Origin of the sequence: Actinomadura meridiana (assembly GCF_039537545.1) — a bacterium.
Taxonomy (GTDB): Bacteria; Actinomycetota; Actinomycetes; order Streptosporangiales; family Streptosporangiaceae; genus Spirillospora; species Spirillospora meridiana.
In genome coordinates, this window is record NZ_BAABAS010000020.1 from 360255 (window position 1) to 379910 (window position 19656).

The window sequence follows — 19656 nt, forward strand, 5'->3', positions numbered from 1 at the left end:
TCTCACTCACGAGATGGCGCCCTGAAGATCGTTTAGGGCCCGTCGTCTCACAATCTCTCACATGCCTAACTGATCTTGTACAGCTTGCCGAGCACGTCGGCGCCCGTCTCAAGATCCTCGTTCGTCGCCTGCACGTACATCTTCTGTGCGAACGCCGAGTCCTAGTCGCCCACCTAGATGCTGGTGACGGAGTTTGGGACGCCCGCCTCCTCCATCAGGATGCACGTGGTGTTCCGCAATCGGATCCGGTCGGCCTGCGGGCACCACCGGTGTCCCGCGGTCGCTCAATCTAAGCCCGAAGGCACTCGCCGCCGCGTTTGGCGACGCAGGCCCAGCTCCCACCAGATCCGCTGCAAGGCGAGCCGTGCGCGCGGGCAATCCGAATCGCGGCCGCGGCACAGCACGGCTCGAAGGCGCGGTTGACGTTGCAGAGTTCGATCAGGTGGCTGGCCCGCGTGGTGAGACGAGCCGCTCTCCTGCCAGGCGTCACCGGCGGTGGACGGTGACGACCGACACTCTCGTGCGTGCAGTGCCCAGAGGTACACCGGAGGCAGCGGAAGCACGTCGATAGAACCGTCAGTCTGGTGCGCTCCTTGGAAGCACGAACTGGTGATCGACCCCGTGTGCGTAGGCCGAAGGGTCCACGGGTCAGCGTGCCCGCGCGCCATCACCGTGGACGGGACATACGCGGGGGAGGGCGTCGCCGCGTGGATGTGGTGGAGGTCGCAAAGCCCTTACACGAGACCATCGGGCGGGCGTGTCGTCGAGGTTTCACGGCGTGCGGGGCCGCACTGTGCTCGCGGCCCCGGCCAGGGGGCTGTGGCTTGGCCACTTGCTGTGTGGTTGGGCGTCGAGTAGTGGGGTCGCTGTCCAAGCTGCGGCACCCCAGCAACGCGCATCCGCTGCTCGACTTCGCCATGGCCGTGCTGTGGGCGGTGTTAGTGGGTGAGGGTGACGATCTGGTCTATGGCTGTTAGTGGGATGAGGAAGGCGGTGTGCCAGGTTTCGTCGTCTTGGCCGATCAGGATCGTTGCCTGGGCGTCCTTGGTGATGGACCAGAACACTGGGGAGAGTCCGCAGGTGCCTGCTTGGATTGATCGTCGGTCGTCCCATGTTGCCGTGCGGATTTTGCTTAGCCGGGACAGGTCTGCGAGAGGCGCCCTGATGTGTACCTCCCATGTCTCGGCTTGCAACATCAGCAGAGGAATGGGGTCGGCGTCCGTGTCCAGCGTTACGTGGATCATGCGGGAGATGCTCGCGTTGGTGAGGGTTCTTGGGGGCGATTCGAGTCTGTCAATTGGTTCGGCGGATTAGGGTGAAGCCGTCCCAGCCTTTTGCGCCAACTGTTTGGAGGGTGGTGGCGTCCAGGTGGGGGTTGTTCGCGATGTCGGCTACTACCGCGCGTACGCCTTGGACTCGTTTGTCGGGGCTGTTCGGGTCGGTTATCGCGCCTTGGCGGACTACGTTGTCGATTACGAGCACGGCGCCGGGGCGGGTCAGTTCCAGCGATGCGCGTAGGTAGGCCGGGTTGCTCGGCTTGTCCGCGTCGATGAAGACGAAATCGTAGGGGTCCGCTCCGGTGTCGATCAGGCGTTGTGCCGATTCGGCCGCCGAGCCCACCAGGATGTCGACCCGGTCGGCGACGCCTGCGCGTTCGAGGTTCTGTCGGGCGACCTTGGCGTTCTGTTCTTCCAGTTCCAGAGTGGTCACGTGGCCGCCGGGGCCGACGGCGCGCGCCAGCCAGACCGTGCTGTATCCGGCGAGGGTGCCGAACTCCAGCACGCGGGTCGCACCGGCGAGCTGGCAGAGCATCGCCAGGAGTTTGCCCTGGTTGGCGGTCACGTCCGCCGAGGGCATGGTGGTGTGGGCGCTCGACGCCCGGGCCGCGGCGAGCGCGTCGTCCTCGGTGATGAGGGATGCCTCGAAATAGGCGTCGACCTCGCGCCAGTTCTCGTCGGACGCATACATGACTCCCCACCTCCACCGAGGAGCCAAGCATGATCCACTTGGCGGGGCAAGTCGTGTGTTGAGGTGTCAGTGGCGGTGGGTGCTGGGAATCAGGTCTTTTAGGATTGGTCTTCCTACGGTTAGGTAGGGGCGGCCGAGCATGTTGTTTATTACGCCGGCGGCGGAGGCGTACCAGGCGCATAGGGCGGTTAGTACGCCTATGTAGCCACCTACCTTGATGGCTGTTTCGCTGGTGGTGAGGTTGCCTATTGCCAGGATTATTTCTGTGGCTTCCAGGGTGACGAAGACGGCCAGGACGGCCTGGTTGACCTGGGCGCTCCACAGCATCATGTAGGTGTTGAAGAGGGCGAAGGCCAGGAGGATCCAGCCTAGGTCGTTGGCCTCTTGGCCGGGGGTCGTCTCGCCTGCCACGAGGAGGACGTAGAGGCCCAGGCCGAGCCAGAAGGCGCCGTAGGAGGAGAAGGCCGTGGCGCCGAAGATGTTGCGGTTGCGGAATTCCCACATTCCCGCGAGGACCTGGACGAAGCCGCCGTAGGCCAGGGCGTAGCTGAGCCAGGCGTCGGTGCCGTGCGTCCAGCCGGCGTTCTTGGCGGAGAGGAGGAATGTGGTCAGGGCGAAGGCCGCCAGGCCCAGTGGCGCCGCGTCCGCGAAGGGGGGTTGCGGAGTGGGCTCACGGTCGGGCTGGGTCATGGGTGCCTCCTCGTCGCCTGGAATGCGGCGACGGACGTCCAGCCCCCCACCTGCCTGGTGCTCGTGCCCGATTGGTCGCGGCCTAACTCTGGGCGGGGGTGAGTTGTGTGGAGTTTGGCGGTCTGTTGCCTGGACGCTTGGTGGGGGCGACTTTTCTTTGGGAATGCGGTTGGGGGATGCTGGTTTTTTATGAACGTCCGGCTTCGGGGGGAGTTTGGGCGAAGGTGATGCGGACCGTTGTTCCCCTGGACGGTTCGGAGAGCAGTTCGGCGCGGCCGCCGTGGGCGGCGGCTATGGCGGCGGCGATCGGGAGGCCCAAGCCTGCGCCGGGGGCTGTTTTCTGGTCGGCGCGGTGGAAGCGTTCGAAGGCTCGGGCGGCGTCTTGGGGGGCCATGCCGGGGCCTTCGTCGGTTACTTCGATGATGCCCGGTGCCAGGCGGATCGTGGCGGGTGTTCCCGGGGGTGTGTGGGCCTGCACGTTGGCCAGGAGGTTCGCCAGGACCTGGCGGATGCGGGGTTCGTCGACGTTCGTGATGAGGGTGTCGGGCGCGTCCAGGTGGAGGGGACGGTCGGGGGCGGCGGCGGTCGCGTCCGCGATGGCGTCTCGGGCGAGGGACACCAGGTCGGTCGGGGTGGGGTGCAGGGACGCCTCGCGGTCCAGGCGGGCCAGGTCCAGTAGGGCGGTGACCAGGTTGTTCATGCGGCCCGCCTCGCCTTCTATGCGGCGCATGGCGTCGGGGAGCTCGTCGGGGCCGAGGGCGCCGTGGCGGTACAGCTCCGCGTAGCCCTGGATCGTCGTCAGTGGGGTTCGCAATTCGTGGGACGCGTCGGCGGCGAACTCGCGGACGCGGGATTCGGAGCGGCTGCGCGCCCAGAACGCCTGCTCGATGCGTTCGAGCATCACGTTGATCGCGGCGGCCAGGCGGGCGGCCTCGGTGCGGTGGCCCGGGTCGGGCATGCGGGCGCGCAGGTCGCCGCCGGTCGTGATGGCGTGCGCGGTGACGGCCATCCGGCTGAGTGGGAGCAGGCCTCGGCCGATGAGCCAGCGGCCGAGGACGATCAGGACGGCGAGCAGGAGCGCCGCGGTGGCGATCTCCGAGAGGATCAGGTTGCGCACCGCCGAGTGGATCTCGTCGAGGGGGGACGCCACGACGACGATGCCGTTCCGCCAGGGCCGCGCCACGGCGCGGAGGCCCGGGAGGGAGAACGGGGCGAGTGTGCTTGCGTGCTCGGCGAGTTTGTCGGCACCCAGTTTTTCCACTTCGGTGACGGCGTGGGGGTCTTCGCCGCTGAGGACGTGTGCTCGTCCGGACGGGGCGACCGCCAGCACGACGAACCGGGCCGGGGCCACGCCCTGTTCGGGGAGGCCGGGACGCAGGAGGCGGGAGACGGCGCGGTCGCGGGTGCCCTGGAGTTGCTCGTCCACCCGGTGCATCAGGTAGCCGCGCAGGACGAAGGCGCTCACCAGGCCCATGATCGTCAGCCCGGCGCAGGTGATGGCGAGCAGGCCGGTGAGGAGGCGGGCGTTGAGCGTCATGGCCGCAGCGCGTAGCCGACGCCGCGCTGGGTGTGGATGAGCGGGGTGCCGAGCGGGTCGAGTTTACGGCGCAGGTAGCTGATGTAGGTCTCGACGACCTGCGGGTTGCCGTGGTCCCAGCCCCACACGTCGGTGAGGAGCCGGGTCCGCGACAGCACCATGCCCTCGTTCCGCATCAGGTACGCCAGGAGGCGGAACTCGGTGGGCGACAGGTCGACGTCGACGCCGCCGCGCCGCACCCGCCAGTGCGCCTCGTCCAGTTCGAGGTCGGCGACGCGCAGCACGCCGGTGTCGGACGGGGCGGCGCGGCGCAGGACGGCCCGCACCCGCGCGATCAGGGCCTCGATCGAGAACGGCTTGGTGACATAGTCGTCGCCGCCGAGGGTGAGGCCGGTGACGGTGTCGGACGGGGTGTCCCGTGCCGTCAGGAAGATCACCGGGACCTGGTCGCCGCCCGCGCGCAGGCGCCGACACACCTCGAAGCCGTCGAGGTCTGGGAGCATGACGTCCAGCAGGATCAGGTCGGGCCGGTCGTGTTCCGCGACCGCCAGCGCCGCCTCGCCGGTGCCCGCGGTGACGGTCGTGAAGCCGTGGAAGCGCAGCGCGACCTCGATCAGGTCGCGGATGTTGGCCTCGTCGTCCACGACGAGCACTCGCCGGTTCTCGCTCATCGGCTCCCGCAGATCGTGCCTGGTCGTCGAACTGACGGTACCCGGTCAGCGCGGCTTGGGGACGCGGATCAGCCGCGCGGTGCGGGTCGTGCCGGACTGTTCTCCGAACACCAGGACCTGGTCGCCGGTGGCGAGGGCCTTGAGCGCCGACTTCTCGTTGTTCTTGCGGACGCGGGTGTCGCCGTTGGACGTCCAGGCCCAGGACACACCGTCGTCGCTGCGGACGGTGACGGTGTTCGACGTCATGGCGGTGATCTTGCCGTGTTGCCAGGCGGTGGTGTGGAAGCCGTCCTTGCGGCGGACGGTCGCCTCGCCGTGGACGCCGCGGAAGGGACGGGCGCGCAGGTGGGGATGGCCTTTGCCCCATTCGCCCTTACGCGGGTGCGCCTTACGGGGATGCGCGCTTGTGGATGACGACGCCTTGGGGGTCGGGGACGGGTCGGCGGCGGCCGCGGGGACGGCGACGTAGAGGCCGATTCCGAGCCCGAGCAGGCTGACGGCGCTCGCCCCGGACACGAGCGTAATCCTGTTGATTCGCATGTGCATATGTAACCGGCGGCGGCTGGTAGGAGCCCCCGTTCAACCCTGGGAGAACCCTGGGAATCGGGTCGCCGCCGCATTCAGGCCGCCGCTTTCAGGGGGTGTCGTCGTTGAGCGTCGTCAGGAGTTGGTCGCCGTACTTGGCCAACTTGTTCTCCCCCACACCGTTGACCTTGCCCAGTTCGGCCAGGGAGGACGGGAGGGCCGTCGCGATTTCGCGCAGGGTCGCGTCGTGGAAGATGACGTAGGCGGGGACGCCCTGCTCCTTGGCGGTGGCGGCGCGCCAGGCGCGCAGGCGTTCGAAGATCGGCATCGCCTCGGCGGACAGCTCGACGGGGGCCGTCTTGCGGTCCTTGGCGGTCTTGGCTGGCTTGGTCGCGGGACGTTCCGGTTCGCGGCGCATCATGACCGTGCGGTCTCCGCGCAGGACGTCGGCGCTCGCGTCGGTCTGGACGAGCGTGCCGTGGTTGCTCTCGACGGCGATCATGCCCTGGGCGAGCAGTTGCCGGACGACGCCGCGCCATTCGGTCTCGCGCAGTTCGGTGCCGACCCCGAACGGTTTCAGTGAGTCGTGGTCGAACTGGATGACCTTCGCGCTCTTCTTGCCGAGCAGGATGTCGATGATGTGCCCGGCGCCGAACTTCTGGCGCCGTTCCCGGTCGAGCCGCACGATCACCGACAGGACCTTCTGCGCGGCGACGGTCGCGTCCCATGACTCGGGCGGGGTCAGGCACGTGTCGCAGTTTCCGCAGGGCTCGGCGGACTGGCCGAAGTAGTTCAGGAGGTGGACGCGGCGGCATTCGACCGTTTCGCAGAGCGCGAGCATCGAGTCGAGGTGGGTGGCCTGGCGGCGGCGGAACGCGGCGTCGCCCTCGCCGCTGTCGATCATCTTGCGGAGGCTGACGACGTCCTGGAGGCCGTAGGCGAGCCAGGCGGTGGACGGCAGGCCGTCGCGTCCGGCGCGTCCGGTCTCCTGGTAGTAGCCCTCGACGGACTTGGGCAGGTCGAGGTGGGCGACGAAGCGGACGTCCGGTTTGTCGATGCCCATGCCGAAAGCGATGGTCGCGACGACGACCAGGCCGTCCTCGCGGAGGAAGCGGGACTGGTTGGTGGCGCGTGTCTCGGCGTCGAGCCCGGCGTGGTACGGAAGGGCCTCGATGCCGTTCTCGGTGAGGAACGCGGCGTGCTTCTCGACCGAGTTGCGGGACAGGCAGTAGACGATGCCCGCGTCGCCCTTGTGCTCGGTCTGGAGGAGGCGCAGGAGCTGCCGTTTGGCGTCGGTCTTCGGTTCGATCCGGTACTGGATGTTCGGCCGGTCGAAGCTCGCCACGAAATGCTGGGCCTGTTCGAGCTGGAGCCGCTCGGCGATCTCGCGGCGGGTGGCGTCCGTCGCGGTCGCGGTGAGCGCGATGCGGGGCACGTCGGGCCAGCGTTCGTGCAGGCCGGACAGCGTCAGGTAGTCGGGCCGGAAGTCGTGCCCCCACTGCGACACGCAGTGCGCCTCGTCGATCGCGAACAGGGAGATGTCGGACCGGTCGAGCAGGTCGATCGTCGCGGCGAGCCGCAGCCGCTCGGGCGCGAGGTAGAGCAGGTCGAGCTCGCCCGCCACGAGCTGCGCCTCGACGACCTGGCGTTCGCCGAGATCCTGCGTGGAGTTGAGGAAGCCCGCCTGGACGCCGAGCCCGCGCAGGGCGGTCACCTGGTCGTGCATGAGGGCGATGAGCGGGGAGACGACGACGCCGGTGCCCTTACGGACGAGCGCCGGGATCTGGTAGCACAGCGACTTCCCGCCGCCGGTGGGCATCAGGACGAGCGCGTCGCCGCCCCCGGCCACCTGCTCGATGATCTCCCGCTGGCCGTCCCGGAACGCGTCGTAGCCGAACACGCGCCGCAGGACGTCGAGCGTCTCCGGGATCTCGGGGGAAGTCATGCGGCCATAGTAGGAGCCGCCTCCGACCCTCGTCCCCGGGAACTCTCACTTGTGGATAACCTCGACCAGCTCCGGGGTGATCTCGTCAAGATCATCCGCGACATGGGCCGCCAGGGCCAGCGCGTCGGGTGCGGGCGGGTGCGCCGGACGGGGAACCGCGATGACCGTCATCTCCGCCGCGTGAGCGGAGCGAAGGCCGTTGCTGGAGTCCTCTATGGCGACGCAAGCGCGCGCGGGCACCTCCAACTGGGCGGCAACGGTCAGGTAGCCGTCGGGTGCGGGCTTGCCACGGTCGACTTCCTCGGTGGACACGGTCGCGCGGAACAGAAAGTCCACCCCGAGCTTGCCAAGCACCAGGTCGATGAGCGCACGCGGAGACGAGCTGGACAGCCCTAGCGGACGATGCGCCGCCATACGACGCACGACCGTTTCGGCCCCCGGCAGTAGTGGCAACGCCTCCTGGTACCGCTGGGTCATCCGGTCGATCACCTCGTAGGCGACCTCCTCTGCCGTGACACCGTCGATGAGGTCGTCCGCGATGTATCTGGCCCATTCCACGGTGCTCATCCCCATCAGACGCTCCTGCGTGTCGGGGAGCCACCGGCCGCCGCGGTCCGCGACATAGCCGCGCCGGACCTCCTCCCAGACGGGCTCGGAGTCGATGAGGACGCCGTCCAAGTCGAACACGACGGCCAGCAGGGGCATGGGTTCCTCCACGGCTCTCGACGCGCGCCTTCGGCGACCATCACTACCCGGTGCGACCGGGACCACGCGCATTGAAACGGACGAATACCATCTGACCTGGATTTATCCAACGGAACTATATGATCACCATGCCTTCTGGCATGGTGGAGATCCTCCGTCCCCCCCGGGAGTCAACGCAGAGGAGATCTCCGCATGGTGTTCCTCGGTTTCCTGCTGGTCGCGGTCGCCATCGCCGCGACCGTGGGCGTGGTGCTCGACAACACCGAGCCCACGGACCTCGTCGTCTTCGGCCAGACCGTGCCGGGCGTGCACGAGCAGTGGCAGGTCTTCCTGGTCGGAGCGGGTACGGCCGTCGTCCTGGTCGCCGGGGTGGCACTCACCTTCATGGGCGCGGCCCGCCGCGCGCGCACCCGTCGCGACCTGCGCGAACTACGCGAAGAGCACGAGGAGTCGCTGACCACCCTGGAGATGGAGAAACGTCGCCTCCAGCGCGAACTCGCCCGCGTCCGCAAGGCCGCCTCCCGGCCGGAGCCGACCGTGTCGGCCCAGCCCGCGCCGCCCGCCCGGCCCTCTGGAAACAGGCGGCAACAGCGGCGTGAGGCCGCCGCCCCCACCGCCCAGGGCACACGGGTCGCGCCACGCTCGCAGGTCTCGGCCACCTCCCCGTTCTTCGACCGCGCCGACTGACCGCGCCGGTTTCCGGTTGGACGGGCTCGTTCCGGATGATGACTGGAACGTTCGCACGAATCGCCGCGTAGAGGGATGCGAGCGGCGTCCCCGGCGAACATCATCGTGGTGTGCGGATTCTTCTCAAGGTGGGCATCACCGCGGTCGCCCTCTGGGTGGCCACGGTCCTGATCAACGGCATCTCGGTCGAGGGCGACACGGCCGGCCGCCGGGCCCTCACGCTGGTCGCCGTCGCCGTCATCTTCGGCCTGGTCAACGCCGTCATCAAGCCGGTCATCAAGGTGTTCGGGTGCGCCTTCTACGTGCTGACGCTCGGCCTGATCGGGCTCGTGGTGAACGCCCTGCTGCTCTGGCTCACCAGCGAGCTGGCCGAGGAGCTGGACCTGCCGTTCCATGTCACCGGGTTCTGGCCCGCGTTCTGGGGCGCCATCGTGGTGGGCGTGGTCGGCTGGGCGCTGCACGTCCTCGTCCCCGACAAGGACAAGAGGGACCGGAAGGACAGGGACGACAGGGACTGAACCGTCAGCGGACGTCCACAAGGCCGGAAGCGGCCGTCACGGCGCGCTCGAACGGGCTCTTCTCCAGCCCGCCGCCCGGTGGCGCGTCGGCGTATTCCCTGTATTCCGGGGGACGGACGTCCGGCGCGCCCACCAGGATCCAGCGGCGGGTCCGGACGGCGCCGACGAGGAACTCCGCGTCCGTGATCTCGCCCGCGTCGGCCACGATCAGCGCGTCGAACTCCTCGTCGCCCGCGATGAGACCGGCCCCGGTCGGCGTCCCGACGACCAGGTCGGCGGTGCGGAGCAAGGCGTCGCCATCGGGCCCGCGCGCCCCGTCCATGTAGGCGGTGAGCTGCTCGATCCTGGCCATCGCGCGGGTCTGGTGCGCGGGGACGGCCCCCGGGTCGTCGGCCGGGTCGGAGCCGCAGATCTCCAGGACGTTCTCCCGCGACCGCGCCTCGGTCTGAACCGCCGTCTCCAGATCGGACTCGTGGGCGGTCAGCTCCTCCTCGGCGTCGGCGGTGTGCCGGTCGAGCGCCGTCGCCGTCTCCGCCGCCCGGGTCACGGCGGCCTCCGCGTCCGACCTGGCCTGCCGCGCCGCCGCCAGGGCCTTCTCGCGGGACGTCCGGGCCGTGCGCACCCGTGCCTCGACGGCCTGCGCCGCCTGCCGGGCGGCCGTCGCGCGGGCCGCCTCCTCGTTCGCCTTCTCCACGGCGGTGGTCGCCAGCCGGGCCTGGTCCTGGTGGTCGGCGGTCGCGGTCTCCCGCTCCGTCGCGAGCCAGCTCAGCTCTGTTCCCAGACGTTCCTGCGCCTCCTGCGCCTGCCGCAGCCGCGCCCCGCCCTCGGACACGAACGACGCGAGGCCGCGCCGCACCCGCTCCGCGTGTTCCGCTGTTTCCTTGGCCTCCCGGGCGCGCTTGGCGGCCTCGTCGGCCTCCCGCGTCTTGGCCCTGACCTCCTCGCGCAGCGTCCGCAGCTCGGACGGCGGGGACGCCACGTGCAGGCGCTGCCCGAGCGTCATCTTCCGGCGCAGCGCCGACAGCGCGGACTCCGCCGACACCAGCCGGTAGTACGCCGCGTGGCCCTCACCCGCCGCGTCCGCGTCCGCCGCCGTCAGCCGGTGCGCCTCCTCCGCGGCCCCGGGCAGCGCCTCCCGCGCGCGGTCCAGCTCGTCGGTCAGGGACTCCTCCGTCTGCCGCGCGCCATGCAACTCCGCCTGCGCCGTCCTGGCGCGCTCGTCGAGCTGGACGCATCGCGCGTAGGAGGCGTCGGCCGCCCTGGTCAACGCGTTCGCCTCGTTCGCCGCCTCGTCCGCGACCGCCCGCAGCCGATCCGCCTCCGCGCGGGGGCCCGCCAGGTCGGCCTCCGCCTCCGACTGGACGGCGGCGAGCCGCTCGGCCTCCGCGTCGGCGTCGGCGGCGGCCTGCTCGGCGGCGGTCGCGGCGTCCCGCGACTCCTCGATCGTGCCGGTCAGCTCCGCCCGCACGGCGTCCAGGGCCTCGCGGCGCCGCAGGTTCTCCGCCCGGACGGCCTCCAGCGCGGCCGCGTCCCTCGGCCACTGCTCCAGCCACATCAGGCCGCGCCGAAGCAGCCGCGTCTCCGTCTCCCAGGACAGCCGCCACGCCTCCCCGATCGGACGGAACGCCGCGGAACGCACCCGCGTCTCCGGCGCCGACTGGCCCTCCTCGGGGACGGTGGGCTCCGTCAGCGGCACCGCGGGAAGCGGCTCGGCGCGCGTCACCGCCGCCGACCCGGCCTCCGCCCCAGGATCGGGGTCGGGTTCGGGGTCTGGTGTTTCGGGGGGTTCGGTCAGGGCCTTGAACTCGACCGTCCCGTTCGACCCGAACTCCCGCACCGGCGGCGGTTCGGCGTACTCCTCGTCGACGATGGGCGGCAGGTCCTGTGTCCGGACGGACGGCGACTCCGCCGTCGCCGGTTGCGTCTCGATCATCAGGGAGAAGACGTCGGGGTCGTCCTCCACGGTCCGCAGCAGCCGGGCGGCCCGCTCGGGCGTGGGCGCGACCAGCAGCGCCCGGCCGTCCGCCGCCGCCAGCTCCTTGACGATCTCGTGGACGGCCCCGTCCACGTCCTCGGCCTGGACGAGACGCAGCGTCTCGGTCGCCTCCAGCGCGCCGGGCGCCACCAGGAACCGGGCCAGAATCTCCCAGTCACCGGCGACCCGCTCCTCGCGCAGGGCCCGCAGCGCCGCGATGTGCGGCGCCCACCCGACCGGGGGGACGTCCTCGGGCACCTCCTTCAGCCGCGCGTCGATGCCCTCGTAGAACTCCGTCAGCGGCCCGTACACGTCCTCGACCAGCTCGCGGCCGCCCCAGCCGTCCGCGACGGCGTCCGTGCCGAGCAGCGGCGTCCCACCGGCCTCCGGGATCGGGACGGTGCCGAACTCCGGCCGAGGATCGAGCACGACGTCCTCGTCCTGGATCTCGCCCTGCTCCTCGTCCCGGTCCTCGCCCTGGCCCTGCTCCTCGGGTTCGGGACCTGACGCGGCCGTGCGCTCCTCGTCCTCAAGCGTGTCCGGGCTCTCTTCCGGCCCGCTGTTGTCTGTTGGCTGCTTCACCGACGCCATCCCGTCCCAGATCGACCGCCCGGGGCCGTTTTTCCCCTTCTGCTCGGGACTAACGTCTCACAGGTCACCGATCAGCGGTGCCCCGCCAGGGCCGCGTGATGATCTTCACCGTCGCGCGGTTCGGGATCGGGATGGACGAGCGCGCCCGACAGCCGGGGCAGCGCGTGCAGAAGGCCGTGCTCGGCGTCGACGGCGATCTGGTGCGCCCGCACGACCGTGGACGCGGGATCGACGACGACATCGCATTCGGCGCGCAGCCGATGCCCGATCCACCGGAGCCGGACGTCACCCACGGCCAGCACGCCGGGTGTCGAAGAAAGGGTGGCCTCGGCGCGGTCGACGAGAGCGGGATCGACGGCGTCCATGAGGCGGCGCCACACCTCCCGGGCCGTCTGCCACAGCACGCCCATGATCGCGACGGTGATCAGCAGGCCCACGGCGGGGTCGGCCCAGGGTGCGCCCAGCGCGATGCCGCCCGCGCCCAGCAGGACGGCCAGGGACGCGAACCCGTCAGTCCGGGCGTGCAGGCCATCGGCGACAAGGGCGGCGGAGCCGATGCGGCGGCCCACCCGGATCCGGTAACGGGCTACCAGCTCGTTGCCCGCGAAGCCGACGACGGCGGCGCCCGCCACGGCCGCCAGATGGTCCACAGGCTGTGGATGAGCCAGCCGCAGGACGGCCGCGTACCCGGCGGCCACGGCGGAGACCGCGATGGCGAGAACGATGACCACGCCCGCCAGATCCTCGGCACGCCCGTACCCGTAGGTGTAGCGACGTGTCGGCGGACGCCTGCCGAGAACGAACGCGATGCCCAACGGGACGGCGGTGAGCGCGTCGGCGGCGTTGTGGAGCGTGTCCCCCAACAGCGCCACAGAACCGGTGAACGCGACCACCACCGCTTGCAGGACGGTGGTCGCACCGAGGCCAGCGAGGGAAATCCACAGGGCGCGCATGCCCTGCGCACTGGCCTCCATCGCCGAATCCACCTTGTCGGCCGCCTCATGCGAATGCGGCCGCACGAAATGCAGAACCCGCCCCTTGAACGACCGCCCATGGCCGGACGAATGCCCATGCCCCTGGCCGCCCCCGGAACCGTGCCCGTGACCGGAACCGTGCCCGTGCCCGGAGCCACGCCCGTGCCCGTGGCCGTGCCCGTGACCGGAAGCGTGGCCCTGGCCGGAGTCGGGGCCGTGGTCGTGTGCGGGGAGCTCTCCGTGTCCGCTCATGGGTCTAACGATGACTCGAAAAACGCATTGCAGCACGTCGATACCTGCGCGTTTGTCGCAAATGCGTCGTCGGCGTCAGTGCGGGTTGGTGGCCAGTAGCTCCGCGAGGAGATCGTCCAGGGTGACGATGCCCGCGAACTCGCCGCCCGCGCCGTTCACCACCGCGAGCTGGGCGCGGGCGCGGCGCATGCGGCTGACCGCGTCCAGGACGGTCGTCTCCGCCGTGAGGACGGGCGCCGGATGGGCCAGCTCACCGGCGCGACGGTCCCCGCCGGGTTCGGTGATGGCGGCCCGGACGTGGACGATCCCGGTCATCGCGCCGTCGCCGTCGCGGACCAGCAGCCGGTTGTGGCCGCTGGCGGTGGCGGTCCGCCGGATCTGCGCGGCGGTCGCGTCCGCGCCGATCGTGGTGACGGACGTGGCGGGCACGACGAGCCGTCCGACCGTGGCCTCCCGCGCGGAGATCGCCCGCCGGAGCAGCTCCCCGTCGCGCCGTCCGATCAGCCCGAGACGCCGGGACTCCCCGACCAGGTGGCTCAGCCGCGCCGGGTCGGTGTGCGAGTCGATCTCGTCCCTCGGCGTGACGCGGAACAGCCGCAACAGCGCGTTGGTCACCGCGTTCAGCGACGACAGGATGGGCCGGGACACCTTCGCGAACGCCCGGAACGGCAGCGCGAGGATCACCGCCGACCGTTCGGGATGCGCGATCGCCCACGACTTCGGCGCCATCTCCCCGACCACCATGTGCAGGAACGTGATGACGGCGAGGGCGCACCCGAACGCGATGGCCTTCGCGCCCGCCTCCGGGACACCGGCAGCGTGCAGCGGCGGTTCGAGGAAGTGCTCGAACGCGGGCTCGGTGACGATCGCAAGCCCCAGCGAGCACATCGTGATGCCGAACTGGGCGCCCGCGAGCATCAGCGACAGTTCGCGGACCCCGGCGACGGCGGCCACGGCCGGACGGCTGCCCTTGGCGGCGGCACGTTCCAGCTGCGGCCGGTTGGCGGCGACCAGCGCGAACTCGGCCGCCACGAAGAACCCGTTGCCGACCAGCAGCAGGGCGGTGATCAGCAGTGTGGTCAGCGGGTCCATGACGACTCCACCGTCCCGTCCCCGGAGACGGCCTGTTCGGGCACCTCGCACGGCGGGTCGGAGCGCTCGGGACGCTCCGCGACCCCGGGCCCGGCGGCCACCCGGATCATGATCTTCTGGGCGACGCGGCGGGCCACGCTGACGACCTCCAGGTCGACGGCGCCCGCGTCCAGTTCGACGGTGAGGTGGTCGCCCGGGCACGGCAGCCGCCGCAGCCCCGCCATGACGAGCCCGCCGAGGGTGTCGTAGGCGTCGCCCTCGGGCAGGTCGAGCCCGGTGATGCGGCCGACCTCGTCGATGCGCATCCCGGCGTCGACGAGCCAGGACCCGTCCGGTCCCGACGTCGGCGCGTCCTCCCGCCGGTCGGTCTCGTCGGAGATCTCACCGACCAGTTCCTCGGCGACGTCCTCGAAGGTGAGGATCCCGGCGAGGCCGCCGTACTCGTCCACGACGCAGGCGAACTCCTCGCCGGAGTCGCGCATGTGCTCGATGACCCCGTACAGCGGCTGGCTGCCGGGGACGAGCAGCGCCGGGCGGGCGACCCGGCCGACCGGCGTGGACTGGTCGAGCGCGTCGTCGGCGACCTCGCGGACGCCCGCGACCCCGACCACGTCGTCGACCTCCTGCCCGTAGATCGGATAGGCGCTGTGCCCGGTCTCGCGGATCAGCCCGACGAGGTCGGCGACGGGCGCGGTGGCGGGCAGCGTCCTGACCTGCGGCCTCGGCACCATCACCGCGTCGGCCGTGAGGTCGCCGAACGACACGGCCCGCTCCAGTAGGCCGGACAGGTCTGCGGGCAGATGCCCGGAGTCGTGCGACTTGCCGATGATGTCGCCCAGTTCCTCCAGCGTCGCGCCGCCGTGCAACTCCTCGACGGGCTCGACCCCGACGGCGCGCAGCAGGCGTTCGGCGGCCCGGTCGAACAGCCGGATCAGCGGCCCCGCCACCGTCAGGTACAGGAGGGTGGACGCCGACAACGCACGAGCGAGCGACTCAGCACGAGCAAGTGCGAGGTTCTTGGGAAACAGCTCGCCGAGCAACATCTGGACGAGCGTCGCCAACACGAACCCGGTGGCCAGGGCGATCGCACCGGTCGCGCCCTCCGGCACGCCCGCGACGTCCAGCAACGGCCGGATCAGCTCCGCGAGCGCGGGTTTGGCGATGAATCCGACGACCAGGGTCGTCATCGTGATGCCGAGCTGCGCGCCCGACAGCATGAACGACACCCTGCCGATGACCTTGAGGGCCCGCCGGGCGGAGGTGTCACCGCGATCGGCGGCCTGTTCGAGCGTCGCGCGGTCGGCGGCGACGTAGGCGAACTCCTGGGCGACGAAATATCCGGTGGCGGCGGTCAGGAGGATCACCGCGAGCACTCCCAGCGCCGCGCTCAGCATCGGGCACCGGGTCTATGACTGGGGTCCGACACCGCGGACTCACCACTCCCTTCGTAGAGCACTACAAGTCGTAACGTCACCTGGGATAACGAGGTTCCCCGCGGACAGGGTACGGGCGCGCGAACCGCCTGGCGCCAAGGGATTTCGGGCCCGCGAGATCAACTTGGGGGCCGCGGACGCTTGTCTCGTTCAGTGTCACGGATCACACTTGTATGAGAGCGTACGTCCGATACTGGCTGGTCCATGCTCCCAGACCGCCTTGCCGGGCACCGCTCGGGGGCTTGGTCGGGAGAGCGAATCGCGGGGCTGACGTTGGAGCAGAGCGGGGCCGGGGCTGCCGCGCCCATGAGCCGTGAAGGCGTCGACCATGCCCTGCGCGGGCTCCGCGAGAACCGCGACCGCATCTCCTCCTCCCTGCTCGACCTCGACGGACACCAGGGCAGCCGCCTGCTGGACGGCGCCAGGCTCACCGGCGAGACATGGCGGCGCTGGGAGGACGCCAAGTCCAGAATGACGACGTTGTGGGCCCTTTTCGACGCCTACCAATGCGTCTTGGACGAGGCCACAGCGCTGCGGGACGAGACGCCCCGTCCGGACGCGGAGACGATGGTGGCGCTGTCCGGCCTCCTCTGCGGCCCGTCGGTGGAGCTGCCGGGCGGCGAGATCCCGCTGCGCGACCGCACGCTCCTCGGCCCGAGCGAGCGGCGGGTGACGCTGGACGAGGCCGTCACGATGATGTCGGACGCCTACGCGTTCGTCGCGGGCGAGATCGCCGCCGCCGACTCCGCCTGGACGGCGCTGCTGCTGCCCATGGAGGAGGTGGAGGAGAGCTGGCGGGAGACGGCCCTGCTGGCGCACTCCCTGGACGGCACCCGCCACCCCGAGCTGGACCGCGTCGGCCGCGAGCTGACCGCGCTCGGCCGCATCGTCCGCACCGACCCGCTGTCGCTCGTCCGGGACGGGCGCCCCGACACGACCCGGCTCGACCGCGTCCGCGCCACCCTGACCGCGCTGGGCGACGAGCTCGCCGGGGTCGCCCGGATGCGCGACGACTACGACGCGCTCGTCGCGCAGGTCACGGCGGCCATCGAGGAGATCGAGGGCACCGAGCGGCGGGCCCGCGAGACCCATGCCACCGCCCTCACCAAGATCCAGGCGCCGAACCTGCCCGCGCCGAGCCGCGGCCTCGGCACCGCGCTCCGCGACCGGCTCGCCGCCCTGGAACGGCTCCGCGAGGCGGGCCGCTGGGTCGAGATGGCGGGCCGCTTCGCCGAGCTCGAACGCGCCGCGGACGAGGCGCTGGAACGGGTCCGCGGCGATCTGCGTCTCAGTGCCGGTCTGCTCGACCGGCGCGGTGAGCTGCGCGGACGCCTGGAGGCGTACCGGGCCAAGGCCGCCCGGCTGGGCGTGGTCGAGGACGAGCGGCTCACCGAGCTGTACGGCGAGGCGCGCGACGTACTGTGGACGGCGCCCTGTGACCTGCGCAGGGCCACCACGGCGCTCGCCGAGTTCCAGCGGGCGCTCAGGGCGTGTGAGAACGAGACGGGGACCCGGCGATGAACCGATGCGCCCAGCCCGGCTGCACCGGCCAGGTCGAGACGGAGGGCTTCTGCGACGTCTGCGGCATGGCGCCGCGGTCGCGTCCCACCGCGGCCCCCGCCGAATCCGCGCAGCCCGTCGAACCCGCCGAACCCGCTGAACCCGCGAGGCCCACCGGGGTCGTGTATCCCGAGGTGGCGCCGCCGACCCGGGTCACGCAGCCTCCGAGATCCATGCGTCCGTCGCCGACCACCCGATCGGGACAGTTCGCGCAGGCCGGGCGAACGCCCCCGGCACCCGCCACGACCAGGCAGCCGACGCCGCCGCAGCCGTCCGTCCCCTCGCACCCGTCGGCCCCGTCACGCCCGTCCGCGCCCTCACGCCCGTCCGTGCCGTCCGCGCAGAGTGGACGGTCCGGACCCACGTCCGGAAGCTCGGGAAGCCGGGGCATGGGGTCGGGCCGGACGGCGTCGCGCGGCGGTTCGCGCGGCACGGGCTCCAGCGGATCGTCCAGGCGCGGGATGCTCGGCGCCGGGCTGGTGGAGGTGCCGCCCGTCCCGGCCCGCGACCCCGCCTCGGCGATCATGGAGAAGCCGGAGGTCCCGGAGAACCGGCGCTATTGCAGCCGCTGCGACGAGAAGGTCGGCCGCAGCCGGGCTGGTCGCCCGGGCCGCACCGAGGGGTTCTGCCGGAACTGCGGGCACCCGTTCTCGTTCACGCCGAAGCTCCGGGCGGGGGAGCTGATCGGCGGGCAGTACGAGGTGCTCGGCTGCCTGGCGCACGGCGGCATGGGCTGGGTGTACCTGGCCCGCGACCACAACGTCAGCGAACGGTGGGTCGTCCTGAAGGGCCTGCTCGACACCGGGGACGCCGACTCACTGGCCGCCGCGACGGCCGAGCGGGCGTTCCTCGCCGAGGTCGAGCATCCCAACATCGTCAAGATCTACAACTTCGTCCGGCACGGCGACTCCGGCTACATCGTGATGGAGTACGTCGGCGGCCGGTCGCTCAAGGACATCCTGCTGAGCGTCCGCCGCGACCACGGCGACGGGTCGGCGCTGCCGCTCGGCCAGGTGATCGCCTACGGGCTCGAGGTGCTGAGCGCGCTCGGCTACCTGCACGGCGTCGGGCTGCTGTACTGCGACTTCAAGCCCGACAACGCGATCCAGTCGGAGGAGCAGCTCAAGCTGATCGACCTCGGCGGGGTGCGGCGCGCGTTCGACGCCGAGAGCCCGATCTTCGGCACCCCCGGCTACCAGGCGCCCGAGATCGGGTCGCGCGGCCCGTCGATCACGTCCGACCTGTACACGGTGGGCCGGACGCTGGCGGTGCTGAGCTTCCCGTTCCGCGGCTACACCGGACGGCATCTGCGCAGCCTGCCGCCCCGCGAGGAGGTGTCGCTGTTCCAGCGGCACGAGTCGTACCACCGGCTGCTGCGCCGCGCCACCCACCCCGACCCGGCCCGCCGGTTCCAGAGCGCCGCCGAGATGGCCGAGCAGCTCACCGGCGTCCTGCGGGAGGTGCTGTCGGCCGAGGACGGCCGCCCGCGCCCCGCGCCGTCGCCGCTGTTCGGGCCCGAGCAGACCACGGCGGGCACCGACATCGTGGGCCCGGACGCCGCCGCCACCGGGTCCCCGCCGATCCTCGTGCCGCTGGAGCCCGCGGCCGCCGCCGCGGCGCTGCCCGTCCCGCTGGTGTCCGGTGCGGACCCGGCGGCCGCGTTCCTCGCCGGGCTCACCGCCCGCGACCCGGGCGACCTCGCCGCCGCGCTGAGCGCCGCGCCGGTCGCGTCCCGGGAGGTCAGGCTGGCGCTGGTCCGCGTCCGGATCGAGCTGGACGACCTCGGCGGCGCCCACCGGCTGCTGGAGGAGCTGGCCGCGCAGGACCCCGACGACTGGCGCGTCGACTGGTACCGCGGCGTCCGCGCCCTCGCCGACGGACGCGGTCGCGACGCCTCGGCCGTCTTCAACGACCTGTACGACCTGGCGCCCGGCGAGCACGCGCCCAAGCTGGCCCTCGCCTTCTGCTACGAGCTGATGGGCACGCTGGCGGAGGCCGACCGGTTCTACCAGATGGTCTGGCGCACCGACCCCACGCATGTGAGCGCCGCGTTCGGGCTGGCACGCACCCGGCTCGTGGCCGGTGACCGCCGCTCCGCCGAGCGCGTCCTGGACTCGGTGCCCCGGGTCTCCAGCCACTACCTCGCCGCGCAGCTCGCGGCGGTCGCCGTCGCGGTGCGCGGACGCGGCCCCGGCGAGCTGGGCGCGCCCGCGCTGGTCGAGGCGGGCCGCCGCCTGTCGTCGCTGCGCCTGGACACCGAGCGCGCCGCGATGTTCACCGCCGAGGTGCTGGAGGCGGCGCTCGGCTGGGTCCGCACCGGACGCACGCTGCCGCTCGGCATCCGGCAGCCCGTCCTCGGCACCGGGCTTGACGAGGCGTCGCTGCGCGCCAAGCTGGAGGAGACCTACCGCGTCCTCGCCAAGCTCGCCGACGGCGCCGAGCACCGGCACACGATGGTCAGACGCGCCAACGCCGTGCGCCCAAGGACCCTCTTCTGACCATGTTTCCAAGCAGGGACATCGAGTTTCCAGGC

The 19656-nt window shown here is 71.3% G+C and carries 16 protein-coding genes; 4 read left to right on the forward strand and 12 right to left on the reverse strand.

Going from position 1 to position 19656, the window contains the following annotated elements; genetic code table 11:
* Nucleotides 1-938: 938 nt before the first annotated feature.
* From ABD808_RS27635 to ABD808_RS27670, 8 genes are all read right to left on the reverse strand, one after another.
* Nucleotides 939-1244: a hypothetical protein gene (locus ABD808_RS27635; RefSeq protein ID WP_344902322.1), complete on the reverse strand. Its 306-nt coding sequence runs from the start codon at nt 1242-1244 to the stop codon at nt 939-941.
* Nucleotides 1245-1293: 49 nt separating this feature from the next.
* The gene (locus ABD808_RS27640) at nt 1294-1968 is read right to left on the reverse strand and encodes an O-methyltransferase (protein WP_344902325.1); all 675 of its coding nucleotides are present in this window, start codon (nt 1966-1968) and stop codon (nt 1294-1296) included.
* Nucleotides 1969-2034: 66 nt separating this feature from the next.
* Nucleotides 2035-2658 carry an acetate uptake transporter gene (locus ABD808_RS27645; RefSeq protein WP_344902328.1) on the reverse strand — a complete coding sequence of 208 codons (624 nt, stop codon included), beginning with the start codon at nt 2656-2658 and terminating at the stop codon, nt 2035-2037.
* 187 nt (nt 2659-2845) lie between these two features.
* Complete coding sequence (locus ABD808_RS27650; RefSeq protein ID WP_344902330.1) at nt 2846-4195, reverse strand: sensor histidine kinase; 1350 nt, start codon at nt 4193-4195, stop codon at nt 2846-2848.
* Nucleotides 4192-4866 carry a response regulator transcription factor gene (locus ABD808_RS27655; protein ID WP_344902333.1) on the reverse strand — a complete coding sequence of 225 codons (675 nt, stop codon included), beginning with the start codon at nt 4864-4866 and terminating at the stop codon, nt 4192-4194. Before ABD808_RS27655 ends, ABD808_RS27650 begins: the two co-directional genes overlap by 4 nt.
* Before the next feature lie 45 nt (nt 4867-4911).
* Nucleotides 4912-5406 carry a DUF5666 domain-containing protein gene (locus ABD808_RS27660; RefSeq protein WP_344902336.1) on the reverse strand — a complete coding sequence of 165 codons (495 nt, stop codon included), beginning with the start codon at nt 5404-5406 and terminating at the stop codon, nt 4912-4914.
* A 94-nt stretch (nt 5407-5500) separates the two neighbouring features.
* Nucleotides 5501-7336 carry a DNA helicase RecQ gene (recQ, locus tag ABD808_RS27665; protein WP_344902340.1) on the reverse strand — a complete coding sequence of 612 codons (1836 nt, stop codon included), beginning with the start codon at nt 7334-7336 and terminating at the stop codon, nt 5501-5503.
* A 45-nt stretch (nt 7337-7381) separates the two neighbouring features.
* On the reverse strand, nt 7382-8041 hold the full coding sequence (locus ABD808_RS27670) for an HAD family hydrolase (protein ID WP_344902343.1): 660 nt from the start codon (nt 8039-8041) through the stop codon (nt 7382-7384).
* Between the two features lie 192 nt (nt 8042-8233).
* On the opposite strand from ABD808_RS27670, the gene ABD808_RS27675 reads away from it, so the two are divergent.
* Together ABD808_RS27675 and ABD808_RS27680 are read left to right on the forward strand one after the other, a co-directional pair.
* Nucleotides 8234-8728, forward strand: a complete 495-nt coding sequence (locus tag ABD808_RS27675) for a hypothetical protein (RefSeq protein ID WP_344902346.1) — start codon at nt 8234-8236, stop codon at nt 8726-8728.
* Nucleotides 8729-8838: 110 nt separating this feature from the next.
* Nucleotides 8839-9246: a phage holin family protein gene (locus ABD808_RS27680; protein ID WP_344902349.1), complete on the forward strand. Its 408-nt coding sequence runs from the start codon at nt 8839-8841 to the stop codon at nt 9244-9246.
* Nucleotides 9247-9250: 4 nt separating this feature from the next.
* Here ABD808_RS27680 and ABD808_RS27685 read toward each other — a convergent pair whose 3' ends face one another.
* From ABD808_RS27685 to ABD808_RS27700, 4 genes are all read right to left on the reverse strand, one after another.
* A complete protein-coding gene (locus ABD808_RS27685; RefSeq protein WP_344902353.1) occupies nt 9251-11803 on the reverse strand; it encodes a hypothetical protein in 2553 nt (850 codons plus the stop codon).
* Nucleotides 11804-11883: 80 nt separating this feature from the next.
* Complete coding sequence (locus ABD808_RS27690; RefSeq protein ID WP_344902356.1) at nt 11884-13038, reverse strand: cation diffusion facilitator family transporter; 1155 nt, start codon at nt 13036-13038, stop codon at nt 11884-11886.
* A 75-nt stretch (nt 13039-13113) separates the two neighbouring features.
* The gene (locus tag ABD808_RS27695; protein WP_344902359.1) at nt 13114-14130 is read right to left on the reverse strand and encodes a hemolysin family protein; all 1017 of its coding nucleotides are present in this window, start codon (nt 14128-14130) and stop codon (nt 13114-13116) included.
* Nucleotides 14118-15524, reverse strand: a complete 1407-nt coding sequence (locus tag ABD808_RS27700) for a hemolysin family protein (RefSeq protein WP_344902362.1) — start codon at nt 15522-15524, stop codon at nt 14118-14120. The genes ABD808_RS27695 and ABD808_RS27700 overlap by 13 nt, the downstream gene beginning before the upstream one ends.
* A gap of 345 nt (nt 15525-15869) precedes the next feature.
* Here ABD808_RS27700 and ABD808_RS27705 point away from each other — a divergent pair, with 345 nt between their 5' ends.
* Nucleotides 15870-17084, forward strand: coding sequence for a hypothetical protein (locus ABD808_RS27705; RefSeq protein WP_344902365.1), 1215 nt, complete (start codon nt 15870-15872; stop codon nt 17082-17084).
* Nucleotides 17081-19621 (forward strand): serine/threonine-protein kinase, encoded by a 2541-nt coding sequence (locus ABD808_RS27715; RefSeq protein ID WP_425548984.1) that lies wholly within the window; start codon nt 17081-17083, stop codon nt 19619-19621. Before ABD808_RS27705 ends, ABD808_RS27715 begins: the two co-directional genes overlap by 4 nt.
* Nucleotides 19622-19656: the final 35 nt, after the last annotated feature.

Coding starts and splice junctions, on each gene's coding strand:
- ABD808_RS27635 (WP_344902322.1), bottom strand. CDS start 1,244: ATGATCCACGTAACGCTGGACACGGACGCCGACCCCATTCCTCTGCTG.
- ABD808_RS27640 (WP_344902325.1), bottom strand. CDS start 1,968: ATGTATGCGTCCGACGAGAACTGGCGCGAGGTCGACGCCTATTTCGAG.
- ABD808_RS27645 (WP_344902328.1), bottom strand. CDS start 2,658: ATGACCCAGCCCGACCGTGAGCCCACTCCGCAACCCCCCTTCGCGGAC.
- ABD808_RS27650 (WP_344902330.1), bottom strand. CDS start 4,195: ATGACGCTCAACGCCCGCCTCCTCACCGGCCTGCTCGCCATCACCTGC.
- ABD808_RS27655 (WP_344902333.1), bottom strand. CDS start 4,866: ATGAGCGAGAACCGGCGAGTGCTCGTCGTGGACGACGAGGCCAACATC.
- ABD808_RS27660 (WP_344902336.1), bottom strand. CDS start 5,406: ATGCGAATCAACAGGATTACGCTCGTGTCCGGGGCGAGCGCCGTCAGC.
- recQ (WP_344902340.1), bottom strand. CDS start 7,336: ATGACTTCCCCCGAGATCCCGGAGACGCTCGACGTCCTGCGGCGCGTG.
- ABD808_RS27670 (WP_344902343.1), bottom strand. CDS start 8,041: ATGCCCCTGCTGGCCGTCGTGTTCGACTTGGACGGCGTCCTCATCGAC.
- ABD808_RS27675 (WP_344902346.1), top strand. CDS start 8,234: ATGGTGTTCCTCGGTTTCCTGCTGGTCGCGGTCGCCATCGCCGCGACC.
- ABD808_RS27690 (WP_344902356.1), bottom strand. CDS start 13,038: ATGAGCGGACACGGAGAGCTCCCCGCACACGACCACGGCCCCGACTCC.
- ABD808_RS27695 (WP_344902359.1), bottom strand. CDS start 14,130: ATGGACCCGCTGACCACACTGCTGATCACCGCCCTGCTGCTGGTCGGC.
- ABD808_RS27700 (WP_344902362.1), bottom strand. CDS start 15,524: ATGCTGAGCGCGGCGCTGGGAGTGCTCGCGGTGATCCTCCTGACCGCC.
- ABD808_RS27705 (WP_344902365.1), top strand. CDS start 15,870: ATGAGCCGTGAAGGCGTCGACCATGCCCTGCGCGGGCTCCGCGAGAAC.
- ABD808_RS27715 (WP_425548984.1), top strand. CDS start 17,081: ATGAACCGATGCGCCCAGCCCGGCTGCACCGGCCAGGTCGAGACGGAG.